The sequence below is a fragment of the Streptomyces sp. P9(2023) genome (assembly GCF_032436795.1).
GTDB lineage: Bacteria > Actinomycetota > Actinomycetes > Streptomycetales > Streptomycetaceae > Streptomyces.
This window is the reverse complement of the sequence record NZ_JAUPWM010000026.1, coordinates 25094-48390: the sequence shown is the minus strand read 5'-3', so window position 1 is coordinate 48390 and position 23297 is coordinate 25094. Positions and strand designations below refer to the sequence as shown.

15 protein-coding genes, 2 tRNA genes, 1 other RNA gene and 1 pseudogene are annotated in these 23297 nt (G+C 71.8%); 8 read left to right on the top strand and 11 right to left on the bottom strand.

Annotated elements, in window-relative coordinates; translation table 11 throughout:
- Window positions 1-165 precede the first annotated feature (165 nt).
- Both Q5762_RS26570 and Q5762_RS26565 read left to right on the top strand, forming a co-directional pair.
- Window positions 166-1311, top strand: coding sequence for an aminotransferase class V-fold PLP-dependent enzyme (locus Q5762_RS26570; RefSeq protein ID WP_315894760.1), 1146 nt, complete (start codon window positions 166-168; stop codon window positions 1309-1311).
- The gene (locus tag Q5762_RS26565) at window positions 1308-2648 is read left to right on the top strand and encodes an MFS transporter (protein WP_315894759.1); all 1341 of its coding nucleotides are present in this window, start codon (window positions 1308-1310) and stop codon (window positions 2646-2648) included. The genes Q5762_RS26570 and Q5762_RS26565 overlap by 4 nt, the downstream gene beginning before the upstream one ends.
- 257 nt (window positions 2649-2905) lie before the next feature.
- On the opposite strand, the gene Q5762_RS26560 is transcribed toward Q5762_RS26565, so the two are convergent.
- The 6 genes and pseudogenes from Q5762_RS26560 to Q5762_RS26525 form a co-directional block, all read right to left on the bottom strand.
- Window positions 2906-4327, bottom strand: a complete 1422-nt coding sequence (locus tag Q5762_RS26560; protein WP_315894758.1) for an ATP-binding protein — start codon at window positions 4325-4327, stop codon at window positions 2906-2908.
- A 61-nt stretch (window positions 4328-4388) separates the two neighbouring features.
- A pseudogene (locus Q5762_RS40050) lies at window positions 4389-6786 on the bottom strand (helicase-associated domain-containing protein).
- Window positions 6787-7264: 478 nt separating this feature from the next.
- Entirely contained in the window at window positions 7265-7687 is a 423-nt protein-coding gene (locus tag Q5762_RS26540) for a PIN domain nuclease (protein ID WP_315894757.1), read from the bottom strand.
- Complete coding sequence (locus Q5762_RS26535) at window positions 7684-7899, bottom strand: type II toxin-antitoxin system VapB family antitoxin (RefSeq protein ID WP_046777527.1); 216 nt, start codon at window positions 7897-7899, stop codon at window positions 7684-7686. Before Q5762_RS26535 ends, Q5762_RS26540 begins: the two co-directional genes overlap by 4 nt.
- 122 nt (window positions 7900-8021) lie before the next feature.
- Window positions 8022-10445 (bottom strand): helicase C-terminal domain-containing protein, encoded by a 2424-nt coding sequence (locus tag Q5762_RS26530; RefSeq protein ID WP_315894756.1) that lies wholly within the window; start codon window positions 10443-10445, stop codon window positions 8022-8024.
- Between the two features lie 276 nt (window positions 10446-10721).
- Window positions 10722-10809: transfer RNA gene (locus Q5762_RS26525), tRNA-Ser, on the bottom strand.
- 119 nt (window positions 10810-10928) lie between these two features.
- Here Q5762_RS26525 and ffs point away from each other — a divergent pair.
- From ffs to Q5762_RS26495, 6 genes are all read left to right on the top strand, one after another.
- Window positions 10929-11027, top strand: an RNA gene (ffs, locus tag Q5762_RS26520) — signal recognition particle sRNA small type.
- A gap of 158 nt (window positions 11028-11185) precedes the next feature.
- A complete protein-coding gene (locus Q5762_RS26515; protein ID WP_315894755.1) occupies window positions 11186-13339 on the top strand; it encodes a DNA polymerase III subunit gamma and tau in 2154 nt (717 codons plus the stop codon).
- 61 nt (window positions 13340-13400) lie between these two features.
- A complete protein-coding gene (purD, locus tag Q5762_RS26510; protein ID WP_315894754.1) occupies window positions 13401-14651 on the top strand; it encodes a phosphoribosylamine--glycine ligase in 1251 nt (416 codons plus the stop codon).
- A gap of 217 nt (window positions 14652-14868) precedes the next feature.
- Window positions 14869-16887 (top strand): hypothetical protein, encoded by a 2019-nt coding sequence (locus Q5762_RS26505; protein WP_315894753.1) that lies wholly within the window; start codon window positions 14869-14871, stop codon window positions 16885-16887.
- A gap of 184 nt (window positions 16888-17071) precedes the next feature.
- Window positions 17072-18532, top strand: coding sequence for a N,N-dimethylformamidase beta subunit family domain-containing protein (locus tag Q5762_RS26500; protein ID WP_315894752.1), 1461 nt, complete (start codon window positions 17072-17074; stop codon window positions 18530-18532).
- Between the two features lie 117 nt (window positions 18533-18649).
- A complete protein-coding gene (locus Q5762_RS26495; RefSeq protein WP_315894751.1) occupies window positions 18650-19561 on the top strand; it encodes a phosphoribosylaminoimidazolesuccinocarboxamide synthase in 912 nt (303 codons plus the stop codon).
- A gap of 51 nt (window positions 19562-19612) precedes the next feature.
- Here Q5762_RS26495 and Q5762_RS26490 read toward each other — a convergent pair.
- From Q5762_RS26490 to Q5762_RS26470, 5 genes are all read right to left on the bottom strand, one after another.
- Window positions 19613-19688: transfer RNA gene (locus tag Q5762_RS26490), tRNA-Gly, on the bottom strand.
- A gap of 22 nt (window positions 19689-19710) precedes the next feature.
- Window positions 19711-20319: a response regulator transcription factor gene (locus Q5762_RS26485; protein ID WP_315894750.1), complete on the bottom strand. Its 609-nt coding sequence runs from the start codon at window positions 20317-20319 to the stop codon at window positions 19711-19713.
- A complete protein-coding gene (locus Q5762_RS26480; protein ID WP_315894749.1) occupies window positions 20316-21554 on the bottom strand; it encodes a histidine kinase in 1239 nt (412 codons plus the stop codon). The genes Q5762_RS26485 and Q5762_RS26480 overlap by 4 nt, the downstream gene beginning before the upstream one ends.
- 18 nt (window positions 21555-21572) lie before the next feature.
- A complete protein-coding gene (locus Q5762_RS26475; protein ID WP_315894748.1) occupies window positions 21573-22337 on the bottom strand; it encodes an ABC transporter permease in 765 nt (254 codons plus the stop codon).
- Window positions 22334-23296, bottom strand: a complete 963-nt coding sequence (locus Q5762_RS26470; RefSeq protein WP_315894747.1) for an ABC transporter ATP-binding protein — start codon at window positions 23294-23296, stop codon at window positions 22334-22336. Before Q5762_RS26470 ends, Q5762_RS26475 begins: the two co-directional genes overlap by 4 nt.
- Window position 23297: the final 1 nt, after the last annotated feature.

Here is a 23297-nt window from a genome sequence, read left to right as displayed (position 1 = left end):
CCGGAAGTCCCAGCACTAGAAGTGCTACTGTCGTTCATGAGAGACAACAGTAGCGCTTCTGGTCCTGGTCGGGAAACACTTCGGGGTGCACTTCGGGAAACACTTCGGGAAGCACCTCACCTGGACGTCGCCGCCCTGCGGGCCGACACCCCGGGGTGCCGCCAGGTGATCCACTTCAACAACGCGGGCTGCGGACTGCTGGCCGCCCCGGTCCTCGACGCGATGGTCGGCCATCTGAACCTCGAAGCACGGATCGGCGGTTACGAGGCGTCGGCCGCCCGAGCCGCCGAAGTCCGGGACTTCTACACGGAGATCGCCGCCCTCATCAACACCACCCCCGACAGCATCGCGTTCGCCGGCAGCGCCACCCACGCCTACGCCAACGCCCTGTCCTCGATCCCGTTCGAGACCGACGACGTCATCCTCACCACCCGCGACGACTTCGTCTCCAACCAGATCGCCTTCCTCTCCCTGCGCAAGCGCTTCGGCGTACGCATCGTCCACGCGCCCGACACCCCGGAGGGCGGGGTCGACGTGGAGGCGATGGCCGCGCTGATGCGGACCCACCGCCCCCGCCTGGTGTCCGCCACCCACGTCCCCACCAACTCGGGCCTGGTCTCCCCCGTCGCCGAAATCGGCCGCCACTGCCGCGAGCTGGACCTGCTCTACCTGGTGGACGCCTGCCAGTCGGTGGGGCAGTTCGTCATCGACGTGGAGGAGATCGGCTGCGACTTCCTCACCGCCACCTGCCGCAAGTTCCTCCGCGGCCCGCGCGGCTCCGGATTCCTGTACGTCTCCGATCGCGTCCTGCGCGCGGGCTACGAGCCGCTGTTCATCGACATGCACGGTGCCCGCTGGACCGAGCCGGGCGGCTACGAGCCCGTGGCGAACGCGGCCCGGTTCGAGGAGTGGGAGTTCCCGTACGCCACGGTCCTCGGCAGCGCGGTCGCGACGCGCTACGCCCGCGAGGTCGGCATCGAGGCCATCCAGCAGCGCACCCCCGCGCTCGCGGCCCGGCTCCGCGACCGGCTCGCGCCGATCCCGGGGGTACGCGTACTCGACCGGGGCCCGCGCCTGGCCGCGCTCGTCACGGTCGGCGTCGCGGGCTGGCAGCCGCAGCCGTTCAAGGCGGCCATGGACGCCCGCGGGATCAACTCGGCGCTCAGCTTCCGCGAGTTCGCGCAGTTCGACTTCGGGGACAAGAACGTCGACTGGTGCCTGCGCCTGTCGCCGCACTACTACAACACCGAGGAGGAAGTGGACCACGTGGCGGAGGCGGTCGCGGATCTGGCAGGCCAGGTCCGCCGATGACCGCCACACAGGCACGCACCAAGGAGCCGCCCAAGGAACCCGAGGAGTCGAAGGAATACAAGGAGTCCAAGGACTCCAGCGCGAGCCTCTGGCGCAACGGCGACTTCCTGAAGTTCTGGCTCGGCGAGACCCTCTCGCTCCTCGGCAACCAGGTCACCAACCTGGCCCTGCCCCTCACCGCGATCACCGCCTTCGACGCCACCGACGAGCAGGTCGGCATCCTGAGGTTCCTGCAGCTCGTCCCGTACCTCGGGCTCGCCCTGGTCTTCGGGGTATGGGTGGACCGGGCCAGACGCCGGCGGATCATGCTGGGCGCCAACCTCGTCCGCATGCTCCTCCTCGCCCTCGTCCCCGTCCTGTACTGGACGGACGCGCTCGGCCTGACCTCACTCCTCGTGATCGCCTGCGCGGTGGGCGTCGCCTCGGTGCTGTTCGACGTGAGCTGGATGTCGTACGTACCCACACTCGTACGCGACCCCAAGCACTACGTGGAGGCCGGCGCCAAGATGGGGATGAGCTCATCGGCGGCCGACGTGGCGGGGCCGGGGCTCGCGGGCGTACTGGTCGGAGCCCTCACCGCGCCCGTGGCGCTGATCGTCGACGCCTTCTCCTACCTGGTGTCCCTGATCTCCCTGCTCCTCATCCGCACGCCCGAGCCCCGTCCCGAACCGCCGGCCGCCCGGAGGCACCTGCCGACCGAGCTCAGGGACGGCCTGCGTCTGGTGCTGAGGAACCCGGTCCTGCGCTCGCTGGCCCTGATCGGGTTCTGCTGCAACTTCTCCATGATCACCGTGTGGACGATGTTCCTGCTGTACGGAACGCGGGACCTGCACCTGGACTCGACGACCCTCGGCGCCATCTTCGCCACCGCCTCCGTGGGCGGACTGATCGGCGCGGCGATCTCCCGCAAGGTCATCCGGCGATTCCGGCTGGGCCTCGTCTACCTGGTCGCCCAGTCGGCCCTGCTCATCGGCCCGTCACTGATCGTCCTGGCCGGCGGCCCCCGGCCGGTGATGGTGGGGATGTTCGTCCTCTCCTTCTTCACCACCTGCCTCGGGCTCGGCGTCGCCGGCGTCGTCATCGTCAGCCTGCGCCAGGCCAGCACCCCGCAGTCGATGATGGGCCGGATGACAGCGGTCTTCCGCACCCTGCTGTTCGGCGGCGGCGCACTGGGCGGCCTGTCCGCGGGCCTCCTGTCCGGCGCGATCGGCGCCCGGGCCGCCCTGACCGTGGCGGCACTCGCCTCCGCCGCCGTACTGATCGCGCTCGTCCTGTCCCCGGTAACCCGCCTACGCGGCCTGCCGGCGGCACCGGCGGAGGTGCACGCGACCGGCTGAAACGCAGAACGTCGAAGGGCCCCGCTGCAAGCAGCGGGGCCCTTCGACTTCGTGCCCGGTGAGGCACTGGCGGAGGATACGAGATTCGAACTCGTGAGGGGTTGCCCCCAACACGCTTTCCAAATGTTCGTACGCCCGTCCGGCGGGGGCCGTGTGTGTCCTGACCTGCGGCGGAGCGTTCTGACTGCCTCCGTTCGGATGGCCCCGAACGGAGGCGAATGCAACCAGAACTGCAACCACAGGAGTCCGGGCCCTGATCAGGCCCTGCGCCAGCCGCCGAGCAGTGCTTCGGGTCCGTACGCCGCCTGGAGTCCGGAACAGGTGGTCCCGTTGCGCGAGACCGCCACAAGCGGTACCGGCTCGTCGGTGATCGCGGCCCGGTGCTTCTGCAACGCGGCCAGGTCGTGGCCGTCGAACGCGGAGTTCTCCAGCCACTTGACCGAACCGAGGAAGAGCAGCTCCTTGGCCACCGGCTGCCGGTCGGCGCCCACCAGGTCGACTTCGACGTCATTGCTGCGAGTCCAGTACCCGCCGATCGCCGGAGCGGCGGGCAGGAGCCCGTCCGGCAGGAGGCGGGCGAGGGATTCCCGGACGAGGGGTTCGATCGCACGCCCCCGCCAACTCGTCCACTGCTCCTGGATCCGGCTCAGCGTGAGATCCCCCCGCATCCGCTCGATCTCCGCCATGTGCGGATCCAGAAACGCGAGCCAAAAACGGAGGTAGGGGTCTGCCACGCGGTAGCGGCGTTCCTTCGACGGCCTCAGCGAGAGGGGAAGCTCGGCTGCCACCACCCGTTTCTCGGTGAGGACGTCGGTCGCCCGGGTGAGAGTGGTGTGCGCGATACCGCCCGCCGCGCGAGCGATGTTGGTGAAGGTTCTCTCCCCGCTTCCGATGGCCCGCAGAACTTCCCGGCTCATCGCCTGCGGCGGAAACTCCGCGGCCAGTGACCGCTCGGCGGAGACCAGTAGCGCCGAGATCGGATTGTCCAGCGAATCGCGGAGAAACTCCCAGACGTCGGCCCCGGGCCGCCACTCTGCGCAGATCAGCGGAAGACCGCCGGTGATCAGGGCGGCGTCGAAGGCGGCCGCCGGCTCAAGACCGAGCATCTCGCCGATGTCGGCCGGGTTCAGCGGCCCCACGACCATTTCTCGGCCTCGCTGGTGGAAGGGCCGGTCGTAGCTGTTCAGCGCCTCCATCATCGACAGGTCGGACCCGACCAGGAGGAGGAGCACGGGTTTGCGGCTCAGCAGACGGTCCCACGCCCGCTGGAGCATGCCCTCGAAGGCATCGATGCGGTCCATCAGGTACGGAACCTCGTCCACGACGACCACGCTCGGGCTGTCGTCGGGAAGGATCTCCGAGAGCAACCTGAATGCCGAATTCCACTGCTCTGGAGTCTCCTCCGAGAACAGCTCCCGCTCCGGCAAGGTGGATCTGGCGACGGCGTCGAGCAACTCCGTCAGCTCGTCCTCCGCCGTGCCGCCCGCCGCGGTGAAGAACAGATACGGCACTTCGGTGCGTCGGAGAAATTCTTCGACGAGGCTGGACTTGCCGACCCGCCGCCGTCCACGCATGAGGATGCACTGCCCCGGTTTCACCGACCCGACGGCATCGTGAAGCGACTGCAAGGCGGTGCCGAGCACGTTCAGCTCGCGATCCCGCCCGATGAAGCGCCGCATACAAGCCTCCCGTGAGAAATAGTATCGCCGGAGATAGTATCTCAGCCGATACTATTCTCCCTCATGGTGCGAGGCTCATCACGCTGTGGATGCGGGAGAGGGTGAAAACGCGCTCGGCGCCCCGAAGGTGGCACCAGGCTTCGAGGTAGGGCGGATCGAGGTCGAGGCGGCTGAGGGTGCGCACGGTCCGGTTGCCCGAGGTCGCGACGTACTCGACCGTGATGGCCTGACCGGCATCGATGGCATGAGCCAGCTGGCGGACGTCGCTGTACGGAAGGCGTTTCGCCCATCCCGCGACGATCTCCTCGGTGTCCGTGGCGAAGGGCGCTCCGCCGTCGAGTGGCGCCGGTTCGGGAGCGGGCGGAGCCGCCAGCAGCCGGAACGCCAAGGCGTTCGGGTCGAAGGCGGCGGATTCCTTCGCCGTGCTCGTGGCGATCCGGCCGCTGCCCCTTGTCCTGGAGCCGCGCGGAGCCGGAACGGCAGCGGCCCTTTGAGGCCGGGCCCTTTCGATGCGTACCGTGCCCTCGGCTGTCTCGGCGACGGGGGCGTACCCCTCGGCCCGGAGCGCGGCGAGGGTCGTGTCGAGCGGGCTGCGGCTGATCAGCACCGTCGGCGCCAGCTGTCGCAGTCCGAGCTTGGCGAGCCTGCGATGGGCAGTGAGTTCGGCCAGGAACGCGGGCTCGTCGCCGTGGAGGACGCAGGAGGCGGGGGCGATACGTACACGCCCGTGGCCTCGTGCGGTATCGGCGATCAGGTACGACAGCGGCCAGGTCGGCCGTGATGTCTTCGGGGGTACGGCCGGCGTCCAGAGCACGGCGGATGCTGCCGGCACTGAACCGCCACACCGACGCCGTGCCGCTGGTCTCCCGGTCCGCGACGGAGTCCAGGAGGAAGGCCAGTCGCGCGGACGGTGTGCCGGTGACGACGGCGGTGAGGTCGGCGCCGATCCGGGCCGTCGAGGTGGCTGAGGGCAGCAGCCGCCGGCACTCGACGCCCAGCCCCTCCGCGGCGCCGGTCCGCAGGTGGATGCCGATGGCGGAAAGGGCGCCTCGCGCGAGTACGCCGAGGAGTTCGGCCTCGCGGATCACGGTGGCGAACGGCGGTCCGTCCGGCGACGAGTCGGCGAGGGGGCGGTACCAGGCGATCAGCGGCCCCAGATCCGACGCGACCCGCACGCCCTGCCCTGCCGGGAGCCGCGCGGCTGCGGCCAACAGCCCGTGGCGGGCATGCACACAGCCGTTGCAGGGCGGTGCGCCGGCGAGGGCGGGGAGAGCCTTGTTGTCCTCGTCGCGCGCCTGGGTGGGGGTGAGCGGCAGGTTCCGCCATGCCTGGAGCAATACGGCGAACTGCTCCGGGGGTTCCTGCTCCGCCCAGGCGTCGTAAGCCTCGGTGGGGGCCACGCGATCGCCGTCCCGGGCCAGCAGCCCGGCGGCATGCGCGGTCTCCAGGGCGAGGCGTACGACGGCGTCGTCGGCCTGGGCAGCCTTGCCGATCCGGGCCAGTTCACGCGCACCGATCCCGCCGGACTTCAGCCGGGCCGGCGGGGTCGTCGAGCAGGCCGACAGGACCGAGGCGGCGTGGGTGGCGAACGCCGCGGCTGCGGCCGACGCCTCGCGGTCGACCTCGCTCGGGGTGACCGGCGCCAAGACCACGGAAGGCGGGACTGGCTGGAACGGGGCGTGCCAGCCGGACCCGCGCAGCGCGAGCGTCACCTCGGCGGGCATACGGGCCGGGCCGTAGCGGTGACGGTCATGGATCAGGAACCCCCGTTCCAGTGCCCATCGAGCGCCCGGTTCGAGCTCGAGGCCCGGACTCCCGAACATGATGAACCGCGCGGGCCTCGCGGCCCCAGCTCCTGTTCGGCCTTCGAGCAGCTTCCGAGTCGCCGCAGGGGCCTTGGCGGCCAAGGAGAGGACCCGCTCCGGGTCGCTGTGGTGTTCCACCAGCGCGGCCAGCCGCTGCGACTTGCCGCTCGGCGGCTTGACCCCCAGTGCCACGAGCATGCCGCGCAGTTCGTCGGAGGTCGTGCCCGCGACCAGTTCCTCCAGCGGGGCATCCAGTCCCAGAGGCGCGTCCCACGCCTGCCGCAGGGGTCCGGCCATGCGGAGCTTCTCCGCGCCGTCCGGCCAGACCAGAGCATGATCGGCCAGCGCCTCCAGCACGGCCGTCAGTTCGCGGGTGGTGGTGTCGTCGCCTGCAACTCCCAGCAGCTTCGCCAGGTCATCGCGCGACGCGGGCGCACGCAGCGCCGCCAGCGCTTCGGCGACCTGGAGATGCGGCAGCGCGAGCTGCGGCAGGGCAAGCGCCACCGATCCCGGGCGCTGAAGACGGTCGGCCAGTTCCCCCACCGAGCGCGGCTCCGGAGCGGCCGTGGCGTCCCTCCGCGTCTCGAGCACGCGTACCAGACGACAGCCGTCGAGGCCGCCCAACCATGTCGCCAGCGTTGATCGGGACTTCATGCCGGGGCACCTCGCGAGATCAGGACCATGCCAGCGGGCAGACCCGCCACGGGTTTCAAGGATGGGCCTATCTCTGCGATCCGCAGATGCCGTACGGGAGCGGACTCCCCCGCTGGTGGGCGCCGGCCGCTGCGGTGCGGCGGGAGCGGGGCTGCCCAGTTCCTCGAAATGCCTGAATTGTATGCGTATAAACGCAACCAGAAATGCAACCAGCGCACGACGAGAAGCCGAGCCGCAGATTGCGGCTCGGCTTCTCGTTTCGCCTGTTCAGGCGGCTGCGGAGGATACGAGATTCGAACTCGTGAGGGGTTGCCCCCAACACGCTTTCCAAATGTTCGTACGGGAGTCCGGCGAGGGCCGTGGGTGTCCTGATCTGCGGCGGAGCGTTCGCGGTAGCCCCGTCCGGACGGGTCCGGACAGGTGTGAACGAGACCAGAAGTGAGACCGCGGACAGAGCGGAGCCCGGCGTCTTTCTGACTTACTTGCCGGTGTCCGGTCCGTACCACTGAAGGGCCTGGCCGGTGACCATTGCGATGCATTCGAAGTCGCGGTCGCAGTGCAGGAGCGTCAGCCCTTGCAGTTCCGCCGTAGCGGCCACGACCAGATCCACGGCTCCGGCGCTGCGGTGCTGTCCTCGCTTGGTGAGCGCTTCCTGTACCTGCCAGGCGCGGTCATAGGCGCGGTCATCGACCGGCACCCATCCGAACAGCAGACGCATGTCCTCGATGCCTTGAGCGCGGTCTGCCGCGGAGCGGGCGCTGTAGAAGAATTCGAGCTCCGTGATCGGGCACGTCGCGATGAGTCCGGCGGCGGCTGCCTGGTCCCAGCCGAACTGCTCGGCGTCGGTGCGCATGAAGCGTGCCAGGGCGCTGGTGTCGATCAGGAACTGCGCGGCGTTCACCGACGGTAATCGCCCTTCTCCTGGAAGAGCTCCAGGTCGAAGGCGCCGTCGGCGGAGGCCGCGCGCAGTCGGGCGAGTGCGAGCGCCCTCCGCCGGTTTTCGAGTACCTCGCGCAGCGCGGTGTTGACCGTCTCCTTCTTGGTACTGGTGCCGAGTGCTCGGGCGACATCGGCCAGCAGCTCGTCGTCCAGGTCGATCACGGTTCGACTCATGGGGCATCCCTCCTGATATCACCTGTGCCATCAAATATATCTCGACGGATGCCCGGAGTCCCGGCTTTCCCCGGGGAGCGATGCCGCCGCTCCTCGGCGTGGGCGTACGCCAGGTCGTCTGCCTACGCCGGCATGACACTGTGGATGCGGGAGAGCGTGAAGACGCGTTCGGCGTCGCGTAGGTGGCACCACGCTTCCAGGTAGGGCGGGTCGAGTTCGAGGCGGCCGAGGGTGCGCACGGTGCGGCTGCCCGAGGCGGCGACGTACTCGACGGTGATGGCCGTGCCCGTGTCGATGGCGTGGGCGAGCTGGCGGACGTCTGTGTACGTCAGCTGCTTTGCGTATCCGGCGACGATCTCCTCGGTGTCCGTGCCGAAGGGGACTCCGTTGCTGGATGGGTCGGGCTTCGGAGCGGTCGGCGGGGTGGCCAGCAGTCGGACCGCCAAACCGAAGGAGTCGACTGCGGCAGGCGCCTCCGCCGCTCGGTGTGCTGAGCGCCCGGTGCCGGCCTCCGTGGTGGGCTTCCGAGGGGCAGGAACGGCGGCGGCCCGTCGAGGCGGCACCTTCTCGATGCGTACGGTCCCGTCCGCGGCCTCGGCGACGGGCGCATAGCCCTGGTCCCGGAGCGCGGCGAGGGTCTTGTCGGGCGAGCTGCCGCTGACGAGCACCGTCGGGGCGAGCTGCCGCAGCCCGAGCGCGGCGAGTGTCCGGTGGGCGGCGAGCTCGGCCAGGAGCGCGGGTTCGTCGCTGTGGATGACGCAGGCGGCGGGGGCGATGCGCATACGGCCGTGACGGCGGGCGGCGTCGGCGACGAGATAGGACAGGGGCTGCGGCAGGGGGCCGTCGGCGACGGCGGTCAGCTCGGCCGAGATCTCGTCCGGAGCGCGACCGGTGTCCAGGGCGCGGCGGACGCTGTCGCCGCTGAAGCGCCATACCGAGGCCGTGCCGCTGGTCTCCCGGTCGGCGGTCGAATCCAGGAGCTCGGCCAGGCGTGCGGAGGGCGTACCGGTGACGATGGCGGTGAGGTCGCCACCGAACCGGGCTGTTCTCGTGGCCTCCGGCAGCAGCCGTCGACATGCGACGGCCAGTTCCTCCCGGTCACCGGTCACCAGGGCCGCACCGAGCCGGGAGAGAGCGCCTCGGGCGATGACACCCGTCAGCTCGGCCTCGCGGACCGTCGCGGCGAAGGGCGTCTCGTCGTGGAACGACGGATGAGCGAGCGGACGGTGCCAGGCGACGAGCGGACCCAGATCGGTGCCGACCCGCACACCCTGACCCTCGGGAAGCGCTGCCGCCGCTGCGAGCAGCCCGCGCCGGGCCTGCAGGCAGGCGCTGCAGCGAGGGGCCCCGGCCACGGCAGGAAGCGACTTGTTGTCCTCGTCGCGGTACTGCGAGGGAGTGAACTGCAGGTTCCACCATGCGTGAAGCAGGTCGGCGAACTGCGCTGCCGGTTCCTGCACCGCCCAGGTGTCGTATACCGCGGTGGGTGCGATGCGGTCGCCGTCGGCGCCCAGCAACCCGACCGAGTAGGCGATCTCCAGGGTGATGCGTACCACCGCGTCGTCGGCCTGCGCGGCCTTGCCGATCCGCCCCAGTTCACGCGCGCCGATCCCGCCGGACTTCAGCCGGGCCGGTGGAGCCGCCGAGCAGGCCGACAGGACCGAGGCGGCGTGGGCGGCGAACGCCGTGGCCGCCGCCGCTGCCTCCCGTTCCACCTCCACCGCGGGGACGGGCACCAGCTCCGCCACGGGCGGTACGGGATCGAACGGCGCACGCCAGTCCGGCCCGCGCAGCGCGAGTGTCACTTCGGCGGGCATGCGGGCCGGCCCGTATCCGTGGCGGTTGCGGATCAGGAACCCCCTGTCCAGGGCCCATCGCTCACCCGGCGGGACATCGGCCATGGGAGCTCCGAACACGACGAATTCCGTGTGCTGTGGTGCGGACTTCGCCCGTCGCTCCAGCAGCTGTCGGGTGGCCGAAGGGGCCTTCGTGATCACCGCGGCGACGTGTTGCGGATCGCCATGGTGCTCCAGGAGTGCGGCCGTGCGCTGCTGCCTGGTGCCGGGCGGCTTGATGCCCAGTGCCACGAGCATGCCGCGCAGCTCCTCGGAGGTCACACCCTCCAACAGCTCCTCCAGTGAAGCGTCCAGCCCCAGGGGCGCGTCCCACGCCTGCCGCAGCGGTGCGGCCATGTCGAGCTTTCCGTTGCCGTCCGGCCAGAGCAGAGCGTGATCGGCCAGAGCCATCAGCGCGCCGTCCAACTCCAGAGCAGCAGCGGGTGCCGTCGCTCCCAGCGCCTTCGCCAGGTCGCCGTGCGACAAGGGCGTTCCCCAGGCGGCCAGGGCCTCGGCCACTTGAAGGTGCGGCAGGGGGAGCCGCGGCAGGACGAGTGCCACCGAGCCGGGCCGCAGAAGACGTTCCGCCAACTCCTCCATGGAACGTGGCTCCGGTGGCGCCACGGCGTCCTTCCGTATCCCGAGTACACGCGCCAGCCGCGGGGCGTCGAGGCCGGCCAGCCAGGCCGTCAGCGTGGATCGGGACGTCATGGGGAACACCTCGCGAGGCCGGGAACACGGGCTGGGACCGGAGCAGCCCCGAGCGGAGCCAAGGATTGCGCATTCGACGGGCCCACCGTCGGCACTCGGTGGGCAGTTCACCCACGGAGAGCGAGGTGCGGATGGGCCGGAGTGCGGTTGATCCTGGCGCGCCGTGCTAAATGACCTGAATGCCGGAGATGAACGAGACTGCAAATGAGACCAGGGCATGTCGAAGGGCCCCACCGCGAACGGTGGGGCCCTTCGACATCGTGCCCGGTGAGGCACTGGCGGAGGATACGAGATTCGAACTCGTGAGGGGTTGCCCCCAACACGCTTTCCAAGCGTGCGCCCTAGGCCACTAGGCGAATCCTCCGCCGCAAACAATACAAGACGCTGAGGGGTGCTCGCGAACGTGATCCAGATCGGGTTCGCGGGGAGTGCGCGTGATCGGGACCTCGGGTCCGGGAGGGGGTCGGGATCGGGTACCCTTGGCGGAGCCCCTCACGTGGCGCTATCTGACTGAACTCCCCCAGGGCCGGAAGGCAGCAAGGGTAGGTTGGCTCTGGCGGGTGCGTGAGGGGCGCTTGCGTTCCCAGGGATCTCTCGCCGTATCCGACGGTCTCTCGCCGTGTCCGCGTATCCCTCGTCGTATCCCGACGATCTCCCGCCGTACCCGACGACCCCTCGTCCTATCCCGACGATCTCTCGTCGTGCCCGGGTTGTCGGTGGGCGCCTATAACCTCGTATACGTGTCGTCTCTCGCGCTGTACCGCCGCTATCGCCCCGAGTCCTTCGCCGAGGTCATCGGGCAGGAGCATGTCACCGACCCGTTGCAGCAGGCCCTGCGGAACAACCGGGTCAATCACGCGTACCTGTTCAGCGGGCCGCGAGGCTGTGGCAAGACGACCAGTGCGCGCATCCTCGCGCGCTGTCTGAACTGTGAGCAGGGTCCCACTCCCACGCCCTGCGGCGAGTGCCAGTCCTGCCGTGACCTCGCGCGGAACGGGCCGGGGTCCATCGATGTCATCGAGATCGACGCCGCTTCCCACGGTGGTGTGGACGACGCCCGTGACCTGCGGGAGAAGGCCTTCTTCGGGCCCGCCTCCAGCCGGTACAAGATCTACATCATCGACGAGGCGCACATGGTCACCTCGGCGGGCTTCAACGCCCTGCTGAAGGTGGTCGAGGAGCCCCCGGAGCACCTCAAGTTCATCTTCGCCACGACCGAGCCCGAGAAGGTCATCGGGACCATCCGGTCCCGGACCCATCACTACCCCTTCCGGCTCGTGCCCCCCGGCACCCTGCGGGAGTACCTGGGCGAGGTCTGCGGGCACGAGGGCATCCCCGTCGAGGACGGCGTGCTGCCGCTCGTCGTGCGCGCCGGCGCCGGATCCGTGCGTGACTCGATGTCCGTGATGGACCAGCTGCTCGCCGGAGCCGCCGACGACGGTGTGACATACGCCATGGCGACCTCTCTTCTCGGGTATACGGACGGGTCGCTGCTCGACTCGGTCGTGGACTCGTTCGCTTCCGGTGACGGGGCGGCCGCCTTCGAGGTCGTCGACCGGGTCATCGAGGGCGGCAACGACCCTCGGCGGTTCGTCGCCGACCTTCTCGAGCGGCTGCGCGACCTCGTGATCCTCGCCGCCGTGCCCGACGCCGCCGAGAAGGGGCTCATCGACGCCCCGGTGGACGTCGTGGAGCGCATGCAGGCGCAGGCGTCCGTGTTCGGCGCGGCCGAGCTCAGCCGCGCGGCCGACCTCGTCAACACGGGGCTGACCGAGATGCGCGGCGCCACCTCGCCCCGGCTCCAGCTGGAGCTGATCTGCGCGCGCGTGCTGCTGCCCGCCGCCTTCGACGACGAGCGCTCTATGCAGGCCCGCCTCGACCGCCTTGAGCGCGGCACCGCCGGGGCGCCCGCGCCCGCCGCCGTCTTCACGGCCGGTTCGCCCGCGCCGGCGATGGGGTACGTCCCCGGGCCCGACGCCCATACGCCGATGGCCCCGCCCCCGCTCCCTCCCGCGCAGCCGGTGCAGCAGGCCCCGGTCCAGCCGGCCCCGGTCCAGCAGGCCCCGGTCCAGCAGGCCCCCGCGCCCGCCCCCGTACAGCCCGAGAGCGGGCCCCGGCCCGGCGCCTGGCCCGGTGCCGCCACCCCCGGCGCCCCCGCCCCCGCCCCCGGCGCCTGGCCCGGTGCCTCGGCTCCGGCGGCCGCGCCCGCCCCCGCGCCCTCCGCCCCGGCCCCGCAGGCCGCCGCACCCGCAGCGGCCCCGGCCCCCACCGGTGACCCGGCCCAAGGCGCCGCCCAGGTGCGGAACATGTGGCCGTCGATGCTCGACGCCGTCAAGAACAAGCGCCGTTTCACCTGGATCCTGCTCAGTCAGAACGCGCAGGTCGCCGGCTTCGACGGCACCACCCTCCAGCTCGGCTTCCTGAACGCAGGCGCCCGCGACAACTTCGCGAGCAGCGGCAGCGAGGACGTCCTGCGCCAGGTCCTGGCCGACCAGTTCCATGTGAACTGGAAGATCGAGGCGATCGTCGACCCCTCGGGCGGCGCCAACCCGCCGCCCGCCGCCACCGGCTTCGGCGGCGGCCGCCCGGCCGCCCAGTCCTCCGCCCCGCCCGCCGCGCCCCAGCAGCAGTGGGCCCCCGCGCAGCAGCCTCCGCAGGCCCAGCAGCCTCCGCAGGCCGCCCCGCCCGCCCGGCAGGCGCCCGCGCCCACCTCCGTACCGCAGTCCCAGCCCCAGGCTCCCGCGCAGCAGCACCACGCCCCGCCGCCCGTCGCGCCCGAGGACGACGTGCCCGAGGAGGACGACCCGGACCTCGTCGACTCGGCCCTTTCCGGCCACGACCTGATCGTGCGCGAGCTCGGAGCGACCGTTGTGGAGGAATACACGAACGAGTAGGGGCGTCTCGCTCGGTGGCCCGCACAAGGGGCATCCGGCCACGCGGGCTACCCTGGCTGGCGTGAAGGTCCTCGTCATCGGCGGCGGCGCCCGCGAACACGCCCTGTGCCGCTCTCTCTCCCTCGATCCCGACGTCACCGCTCTGCACTGCGCGCCCGGCAACGCCGGAATCGCGGAGGTCGCCGAGCTGCACCCCGTCGACCAGCTGGACGGCGACGCCGTCGCACGACTCGCGGCCGGCCTCCAGGCCGACCTGGTCGTCGTCGGCCCGGAGGCCCCGCTCGTCGCGGGTGTCGCCGACGCCGTCCGCGCGGCCGGCATCCCCTGCTTCGGCCCGTCCGAGCAGGCGGCGCAGCTGGAGGGCTCCAAGGCGTTCGCCAAGGACGTCATGGCGGGCGCCAATGTGCCCACCGCCCGCAGCTACGTCTGTACGACCCCCGAGGAGATCGACGAGGCGCTCGACGCCTTCGGCGCTCCGTACGTCGTCAAGGACGACGGTCTCGCCGCCGGCAAGGGCGTCGTCGTGACGAACGACCTCGCCGAGGCGAAGGCCCACGCCCTCGCCTGCGACCGCGTCGTCATCGAGGAGTTCCTGGACGGCCCCGAGGTCTCCCTCTTCGCGATCACCGACGGCGTGACCGTCCTCCCGCTCACCCCCGCGCAGGACTTCAAGCGCGCGCTCGACGGCGACGAGGGCCCGAACACCGGCGGCATGGGCGCGTACTCCCCGCTGCCCTGGGCCGACCCCAAGCTGGTCGACGAGGTCATGGACACCGTCCTCCAGCCGACCGTCGACGAGCTGCGCCGCCGGGGCACCCCGTTCCAGGGGCTGCTGTACGCGGGTCTGGCGATCACGAGCCGCGGCGTACGGGTCATCGAGTTCAACGCCCGCTTCGGCGACCCGGAGACCCAGGTCGTCCTGGCCCGGCTGCGGACCCCGCTGGCGAGCGTCCTGCTGAACGCCGCCAACGGCACCCTCGACAACGAGCCGCCGCTGAACTGGCACGAGGACGCGGCCGTGACCGTCGTCATCGCCTCGCACAACTACCCGGCGACCCCGCGCACGGGTGACCCGATCGAGGGCCTGGACGAGGTCGCGGCGCAGGATGCCCCGTACGCGTACGTCCTGCACGCCGGTACGAAGCCGGACGGCGACGCGGTCGTCAGCGCGGGCGGGCGGGTGCTGTCCGTCACCGCGACCGGAAACGACCTGGCGCAGGCCCGCGAGCGGGCGTACAAGGCGGTCGGCCGGATCCGTCTGGACGGCTCGCAGCACCGTACGGACATCGCACGCAAGGCCGCCGGGGAGTGAACCCCTAACGGCCCCGAACCGTCATCACCTTTACCCAAAGCCATTCCATCGAGTGACGACTGAGCCATCCGGATGACGACCGCCGAACCCCCAACTAGGGTGCGGCGAAGGCGTTCCGGCACTTGGCCCACCGGCATTGCGATGTCAGTGGCGGGTGCCACAGTGGGGGAGTGAGCAACACCGCCACAGGCAGTCCCGACGAGGGCAGGAGGGGGTGATGTACGGCGTGTCCGGTACCGGTTCCGTTGTCGGCGAGGAGATGGGTGTGCGCGCCGCGCGCGCCCGGGCCCTCGCCGTGCTCCGCGTCCGCGGCAGGGCACTCGGCCTCGCGCTGCTCCCCGCCGCCGCGGCCGTGATCCTGTACGCGGGCGGGGTCACCGGCCATATGACCGGGACCGGCTGGGACAGCGCCCGCTGGGTCGTCACCGCGCTCGCGTTGGTCGTGCTGCTCGCGGCGGCGGCCGTCGCCCTCGTGATCGCGCGCTCCCGGCCCGCGGTCACGCCGACGGTCGAGCTCTCGGAGAAGGCAGCGCCCGATCTGTACCGGTTGGTGCGGGACCTGGCCGACCGGCTCGGCGTCCCCGCGCCCTCCGCGATAGCCCTGACGCCGGACTGCGACAGCTGGCTGGAGGACCGTACGCACCCGGCCCACGACTCCGGCCGTACGACGGGACTGCGGCGCTCCACCGACGCTCCGGTCCTGGTCATAGGCTCGCCGTTCCTGTGGTGGATGCGCGTCGGCGAGCTGCGCGCGGTCCTCGCGCCCGTCGTCGCCGGTACGGCCCCGGCGGCGCACCCCGACATAGCCGCGGCCCGCCGTTTCGTGCAGGGACTCGACGCCGCCGTCGCCGCTCCCCGGCGGCCCGGGCTCGACCCGGTCAGCAGGCTGGGCGCGCACGGCATCGCGCGGGTCGCCCGGGTGCTGCTGCTCCTCTGCCGGGGGCACGCCGCCGAGATGGAGCGGGGCGTCGCCGTGGCCGGGTCCGAGCGTGCACAGACTGTGGACTACGGCGTCCGGATCGTCGCCCAGGAGCAGGTCGGCCTCGCCTACGCGGGCTGGGACCGGCTGCTCACCCGGGTCGCGCTGCCCGCCTGGCGGATGGGCCGCTGGCCGGCCAGCCTCGACGTGGGCGTGGTCGCGGCCCTCACCGAGCTGTCCCGCCGCGACCGCCTCGCCGAGGGCTTCGCCTCCAGGCTCGGCGAGCGCCCGGCCTGCGACCTGCTCGAAGAGCCCGGAGTCGTGGACGAGGCCGCCTCACTGCTCGCCGCCCGGCTCTTCCACGGCGGACCCGCGGAGGCCGGCCCGGACTGGTCCCCGGTGGACTGGAATCAGTACCCGGAGGAGGTCGTGGACCGGAAGTGGCGCAGCGACGCCGCCCGCCTCCACCAGGTCCTCGACGAACTCGGCGTCCTGCCGTCCGGTACGGGTGCCGGGTCGGGTGCCGGTTCGGGTGCCGGGTCGGGCTCGGCGGGCGGGCCTGCCGACGGCCCGACGCTGACCCGAGTCCTGAGCCACCTCTCGGCCCACCCGGAGCCCGCGGACGGACCCCCTGACGGACCCCCGAACCCCGCCGCAGCACCCACCGCCGACCTCGGACCCGCCGCAGCACCCACCGCCGACCTCGGACCCGCCGCAGCACCCACCGCCGACCTCGAACCCGCCGACGACCAGGCCCCTGCCGCCGCACCCGCCGACGACCAGGCCCCTGCCGCCGCACCCGCCGACGACCAGGCCCCTGCCGCCGCACCCGCCGACGACCAGGCCCCCGCCGCCGTACCCCCCGACCACCTGGCCCCCGGGGTCGACCCGGACCAGCCCCTCGCCGCCAACCCCACCGCCGACGCGCTCGCCGCCGCTCTCACCGCCCATGTGGCGCGCGAGGAGGCCGCGCGGCCCGCGGGGCAGGCGCAGGCGCACGCCCACGCCCAGCTGGACGTCACCGGTGCGGACGGCGGCGACGCGCTGCCGCTCTTCCCGCTGCAGCCGCCCCGGACGGGGCGGGACCTGCTCGCGGACCACGTGACGGCGATGGTCTGCTGCGCCGCCGTGGACACCGCCGGCGCCGCCCCCGGCCTCGACTGGCTCGACGGCCCCGCGCTCCTCGTCGGCGGCGTGCGGAACACGGACCTGACCGCCCGCGTCCTCGCCCTCGTCGAGGACGGCGACCCCGACCCGCTCCGCGCCTGGCTCGCGGAGACCGGCGTGCGCCCCGAGAAGCCCGTCCGCCTCGTCTGAAACGAGCTCGATTCCGGAAGCTCGCCTTCCGTTCACGCCAATTCGCGACGAACGGTGACGGAGTGCGTGCGTTATGTGATGTGCTGGAGACCGGCACTGACAGCAGCACATGACAGCGCGTACGACAGCTCCATGTGCGGACGACGGAAGACGGCACGCGGGGGAGTCGAGGGAGGGGCGCGACATGGGGGCGGACCAGATCAGGCGGTGGGAGTCGGGCGCGCTCGCCCACGCCGTCACGGACCCGTTCGGTCAGGGCCCCCTGCCCTGGCTGCGCGGCTCGGAGAACTACTTCGACGACACCGGCCAGGTCGTCCCCTGGTACGCCGACGAGACCCTGGCCCGCGGCGGCAGCGGCGGCCCGCGCACCGCCGACGACGTACGGAGCCAGATCAAGGGATTCGTCTCCAGCGGAGCAGTGGCCCCCGGCGAGGCGATCGATTTCCACATCACGGTGGACCCGCCGCAGCAGTTCTCGGTCGACATCTACCGGATCGGTCACTACGCCGGCGAGGGCGCCACCAAGATCACCACCAGCCCCCGGCTCTCCGGAATCGTCCAGCCGGCCCCGCTCACCGCCGACCGCACGGTCTCCTGTCACCACTGGTGGCAGTCCTGGCGGCTGCAGGTCCCCGCCCACTGGTCGATCGGCGCGTACGTCGCCGTCCTCACCACCGCCGACGGCTACCGCTCCCACATCCCCTTCACCGTCCGCGACAACCACCCCGCCGACCTGCTCCTCGTCCTCCCGGACATCACCTGGCAGGCGTACAACCTCTACCCCGAGGACGGCAGGACGGGCGCCAGCCTCTACCACGCGTGGGACGAGCAGGGCCGGCTCCTCGGCGAGCAGGACGCGGCCATCACCGTCTCCTTCGACCGCCCGTACGCGGGCGCCGGCCTCCCCCTCCACGTGGGCCACGCCTACGACTTCATCCGCTGGGCCGAGCGGTACGGCTACGACCTCGCCTACGCCGAGACCCGCGACCTGCACGCCGGCCGCGTCGACCCGACCCGCTACCGGGGCCTGGTCTTCCCCGGCCATGACGAGTACTGGTCCGTCCCCATGCGCCGGACCGTCGAACTCGCCCGTGACCAGGGCACCTCCCTCGTCTTCCTCTCCGCCAACACCATGTACTGGCAGGTGGAGCTGGGCCCCTCCCCGTCCGGGGTCCCCGACCGGCTCCTCACCTGCCGCAAGCGCCGTGGCCCCGGCCGCCCCGCGCTCTGGCGCGAGGTCGACCGCCCGGAGCAGCAGCTGCTCGGCATCCAGTACGCGGGCCGGGTCCCGGAGCCGCACCCCCTGGTCGTACGGAACGCGGACCACTGGCTCTGGGAGGCCACCGGCGCCGGCGACGGCGACGAGATCCCCGGCCTGGTCGCGGGCGAGGCGGACCGCTACTTCCCGCGCACCGCGCTCCCCGAGCACGAGGCCCGCATCCTGCTCGCCCACTCGCCCTACCAGGACAGCGAGGGAGCGCTCAGGCACCAGGAATCGAGCCTCTACCGGGCGCCGTCCGGAGCGTGGGTCTTCGCCTCCGGGACCTTCGCCTGGTCGCCCGCCCTGGACCGGCCGGGCCATGTCGACCCCCGGATCCAGCGCGCCACCGCGAATCTCCTCGACCGCATCTGTAAGAGGGACTGACCAGGACGAGGGGCTGGACGAGGGACTGACCAGGGCGTTCGAGGGGCCGCTCGACGAGCACCCCGCACAGTGCGAGAGAATCGGAACCGTTCCTGGATCAACCTACGCGGAGGAACCGTGTCCGGATTCGTAGAAAAGCCCGAGCCTGTTCAGGTCCCGGGCCTGACCCACCTCCACACGGGCAAGGTGCGTGACCTCTACCAGAACGAGGCCGGCGAGCTCGTGATGGTGGCCAGCGACCGCATCTCCGCGTACGACTGGGTGCTGCCGACCGAGATCCCCGACAAGGGGCGGGTGCTCACCCGGCTCTCCCTGTGGTGGTTCGACCGGCTCGCCGACCTGGCCCCCAACCACGTCATCTCCACCGACGTCCCGGCCGGCGCCCCCGCCGACTGGGCGGGCCGCACCCTCATCTGCAAGTCGCTGAGCATGGTGCCCGTCGAGTGCGTGGCCCGCGGCTACCTCACCGGCTCCGGCCTGGTCGAGTACGTCGAGTCCCGTACGGTCTGCGGCCTCGCGCTCCCCGAGGGCCTCAGCGACGGCTCCGAGCTGCCCGCGCCGATCTTCACCCCGGCCACCAAGGCCGCCGTCGGCGACCACGACGAGAACGTGTCGTACGAGGAGGTCGCCCGCCAGGTCGGCGCGGAGACCGCCGCGCTGCTGCGCCAGACGACCCTCGCCGTCTACGGCCGGGCCCGGGACATCGCCCGCGAGCGCGGGATCATCCTCGCCGACACCAAGTTCGAGTTCGGCTTCGCGTCGACCGAGGAGGGCGAGCGGCTGATCCTCGCCGACGAGGTCCTCACCCCGGACTCGTCCCGCTTCTGGCCGGCCGACCAGTGGCAGCCGGGCCGCGCCCAGCCCTCGTACGACAAGCAGTTCGTCCGGGACTGGCTGACCTCCCCGGCCTCCGGCTGGGACCGCAAGAGCGAGCAGCCGCCGCCGGCCCTCCCGCAGGAGATCGTGGACGCGACCCGCGCCAAGTACATCGAGGCGTACGAGCTGCTGACCGGCACCGCCTGGAAGTAGCACCGGGAACACGAAGAAACCCCCGGTCGGATCGACCGGGGGTTTCTTTCATGGAGCGGACGACGAGATTCGAACTCGCGACCCTCACCTTGGCAAGGTGATGCTCTACCAACTGAGCCACGTCCGCATGCGCCGTAGCGCGGAGCCCACTATACCCAACCTTTCTCGCGTGCGAGACGCACCGCCGTGTGCCGGTTCTCGGCACCGAGCTTCGCGGCGGCCGAGGAGAGGTAGTTGCGGACCGTCCCCTGCGAGAGCGAGGCCCGCTCGGCGATCTCCGCGACGGGCGCTCCGTCGGCGGCGAGTTCGAGCACCTCGGCCTCGCGCGCGGTCAGCGGGGAGTCCCCGGCGGCGATCGCGTCGGCCGCCAACTCCGGGTCCACGTAGCGGTTACCGGCGTGCACGGTTCGGATCAGCTCGGCGAGCCGCTGGGCGCTGACGGTCTTCGGTACGAAGCCCCGCACGCCGGCCGCGAGCGCCCGCTTGAGGTGCCCGGGGCGGCCGTGACTGGTCACGATCATGGTGCGGCAGCCGGGCAGTTCGTCCCGGAGCGCTGTGGCGACCCTCACACCGTCGAGGCCCGGCATCTGGAGATCGAGGACGGCGACGTCGGGCCGGTGGGCGCGGGCCATGGCGAGCGCCTCGGGTCCGGTGGCGGCCTCGGCGACGACCACGAGATCGTCCTCCAGGGCGAGCAGAGCGGCGAGCGCGCCCCGGATCAGATGCTCGTCGTCGGCGAGCAGGACGCGTACGGTCACGGCCGCACCCCCCGCTCCGCTGCCGCCACCGGTACCGGCACCAGTGCCGTCACCTGGAACGAACCGGCGTCGTCGGGACCCGCCTCCAGGGTCCCGTCCACCGTCGCGAGCCGCTCCCGCAGCCCCGCGAGGCCCGAGCCGCGCTCCATCACCGCCCCTTCCCGCACACCGTCGTTCCGTACCGTCAGCAGCACCGAACCGTCCTTCTCCCGCAGTGAGATCGCGCACCGCCGCGCGTCCCCGTGCCGCAGCACGTTGGTCGTCGTCTCCCGCACCACCCAGCCCAGCACCGACTGGACGGTGGCCGGCAGCTCCAGGGCCACCGGATCGATCGCGCACTCGATGCCGGCCGCCCCGAGCACCCCGCGCGCGCCCTCCAGTTCGACCCGCAGGTCCGCCTCCCGGTAGCCGCGCACCACGTCCCGTACCTCCCGCTGGGACTCCTGCGCGATCCGCTGCACCTCGATCATCTGGTCCACGGCCTCGGGCCGTTCGCGCCGCGCGAGCTGCACGGCCAGTTCGCTCTTGAGGGCGATCACCGACAGGTTGCGGCCCATGACGTCGTGCAGGTCGCGGCCGAAGCGGAGCCGTTCCTCGGCGACGGCGAGCCGGGCCTTCAGGTCGCGGGACCGCTCCAGCTCCCAGACGATCTTCATCAGCCAGCCGGAGAAGCCGCAGGCGGCGACGAGGAAGACGCCGCCCACCATGATGGCGATGACGTATCCGAGGCCCTCGCCCCAGTGGCCGCTCATCACCGCGGCGGCGACTCCGGTCGCGACCGCGGTGGCCGGGGCGATGTACAGCATCCGCCGGGGCCGCCGCATGCAGAGCACCAGCGCGCCGAGGCCGAAGGAGACCAGGCCGGTGACGACGGCGGCCGCGACCGTGAGGTCGGCGATCACCCCGGTGGCCCGCAGCGCGATCACGGTCAGCGCACCGGCCGCCGTCAGCACGGTCAGCGCGACGGCGAGGCGGACCGGCTGCTCGCGCCGGTCAAGTGCCCAGTCCAGGGCGCGCGAGGAGACCAGGGCGGCCAGCACGGCGTGCGCGCCGACCAGCACCATCAGGCCGATCGAGAGCGGGCCGGCCTGCGGTTCGCCCTGGATGCTCGCGACGGCGCTCAGCCCGACGAAGCCGATCTCGATCAGCGCGAAGAAGTGGAAGCTCCATCGGGTGTACAGCTCGACCTTGGCCGCGCTGCCGCGCCGGCTCCACCACCCCGTCAGCCTGGACACGCGCCCCGGCCCCCCTTTCTAGCGTCGCGGCTCCCAGCGGAACCACTTCTGGACAGCAAACACGGTGAGGACGCCCCAGGCCAGCGTGGTGAGCCCGGCGGTCAGCAGGTCCTTGGTGTCGCCGACGCCGAGCCAGCCGGCCCGGACGAACTCCATGACGCCGGTGAACGGCAGCAGTTGCGTGATGCTCGCGGCCAGGTCCGGAAGGACGTCGCGGGGGACCATCAGCCCCGAGCCCATCGCCGAGATGAGGAAGAACGGCAGCGTGGTGAGACCCGCGCTCTCGACGTTCCGCGTGATGGCGGTGGTCGCGGCAGCCAGCCCGGCCAGCAGCAGGATCGCGATGAGCACGCCGAGCACGAGCAGGTCCGGCCGCTTCGGCGCGGGTACGTCGAGGGCGAGGGCGCCGCCGACGGTCAGCACGGCGCACTGGGCGAGCGCGATGGCGGCGGACGGGAGCGCGGCGCCGGCCAGGATCTCCAGGTCGCTCGCCTCGCCCGTACGCAGCCGCTTGAGGACCAGTTCCTCGCGCCGTGCGACGAGGGCGGAGACGAGGCCCATGTAGACGACGAGCACGAGGACCATCCCGGTCCCGCCGATGAGGGTGGCTCCGGCCATGCCCAGCGGCAGTTCGTTCTGGCCCATCTGCGAGAGCGAGGACCGCAGCACGAAGATCATCAGCACCGGCATCAGGAGGGCGATGAAGAGGTTGTTCTTGTTCCGCCCGAGGAGGGTGAGTTCGGCCCGCCCGAGCGAGGTCATCCGGCGTGCGGTCGCGTTCATCGAACGGTCTCCAGGTCGTCTGTACGGAAGTCGTCGGTACGGGACGCGATCTCCAGGAACGCCTCTTCGAGGGTGGCCGAGCGGGCGTCGAGCCCGTCGAGCCGTACGCCCGCCTCGCGGGCCCAGCCCAGGAGTTCGCCGAGCGCCTCCTGCAGTTCGTACGTACGGATCTCCACGCGCCGGCCTCCCCCAGAGCTCCGCCTGGGAGGTACCCCCACCGCGGCGGCCTTCAGGGCGAGCGGCAGCCGGCCGGGCTCGACGCCCTCGGGGAGGGTGAAGCGGATCCGGGCGGGCCGCGCGGCGGTGACCTCGGCCGGCGTACCGGAGAGCACGATCCGGCCCCGGTGCATGATCGCGAGGCGGTCGGCCAGGGACTCGGCCTCCTCCAGGTAGTGCGTGGTGAGGACCACGGTGGTGCCCTCGTCCCGCAGCGCCCGGACCAGGTCCCAGGTGTCGCGGCGCCCTTCGGCGTCGAGGCCGGTGGTCGGCTCGTCGAGGAAGAGGACCTCGGGGCGGCCGAGGAGCGCGAGGGCGAGGTCGAGGCGCCGCCGTTCGCCACCGGAGAGCTGCTTGATCCGGACCCGTTCGCGGGAGCCGAGGCCGACGGCCGCGAGGGCCTCGCCGGCCGGCCGGGCACCGGTGGTGCAGCCCGCCCACATCCGTACGGTCTCGGCCACGGTCAGGTCGGAGGGGAAGCCGCCCTCCTGGAGCATCACCCCGATCCGGGGCCGGACGACGGCCCGTTCCCGGTACGGGTCGTGGCCGAGGACGTGGACGGTGCCGCCGCTCGGCGCGGCGAGGCCCTCCAGGAGCTCGACGGTGGAGGTCTTGCCGGCCCCGTTGGTGCCGAGCAGGGCGAAGACCTCACCCCTGGGGACGGCGAAGGAGATTCCGTTGACGGCGTCGTAGCCGCCGGAGTAGCGCCGGCGGAGGTCCTCCGCCACGATCACATCGGTCATG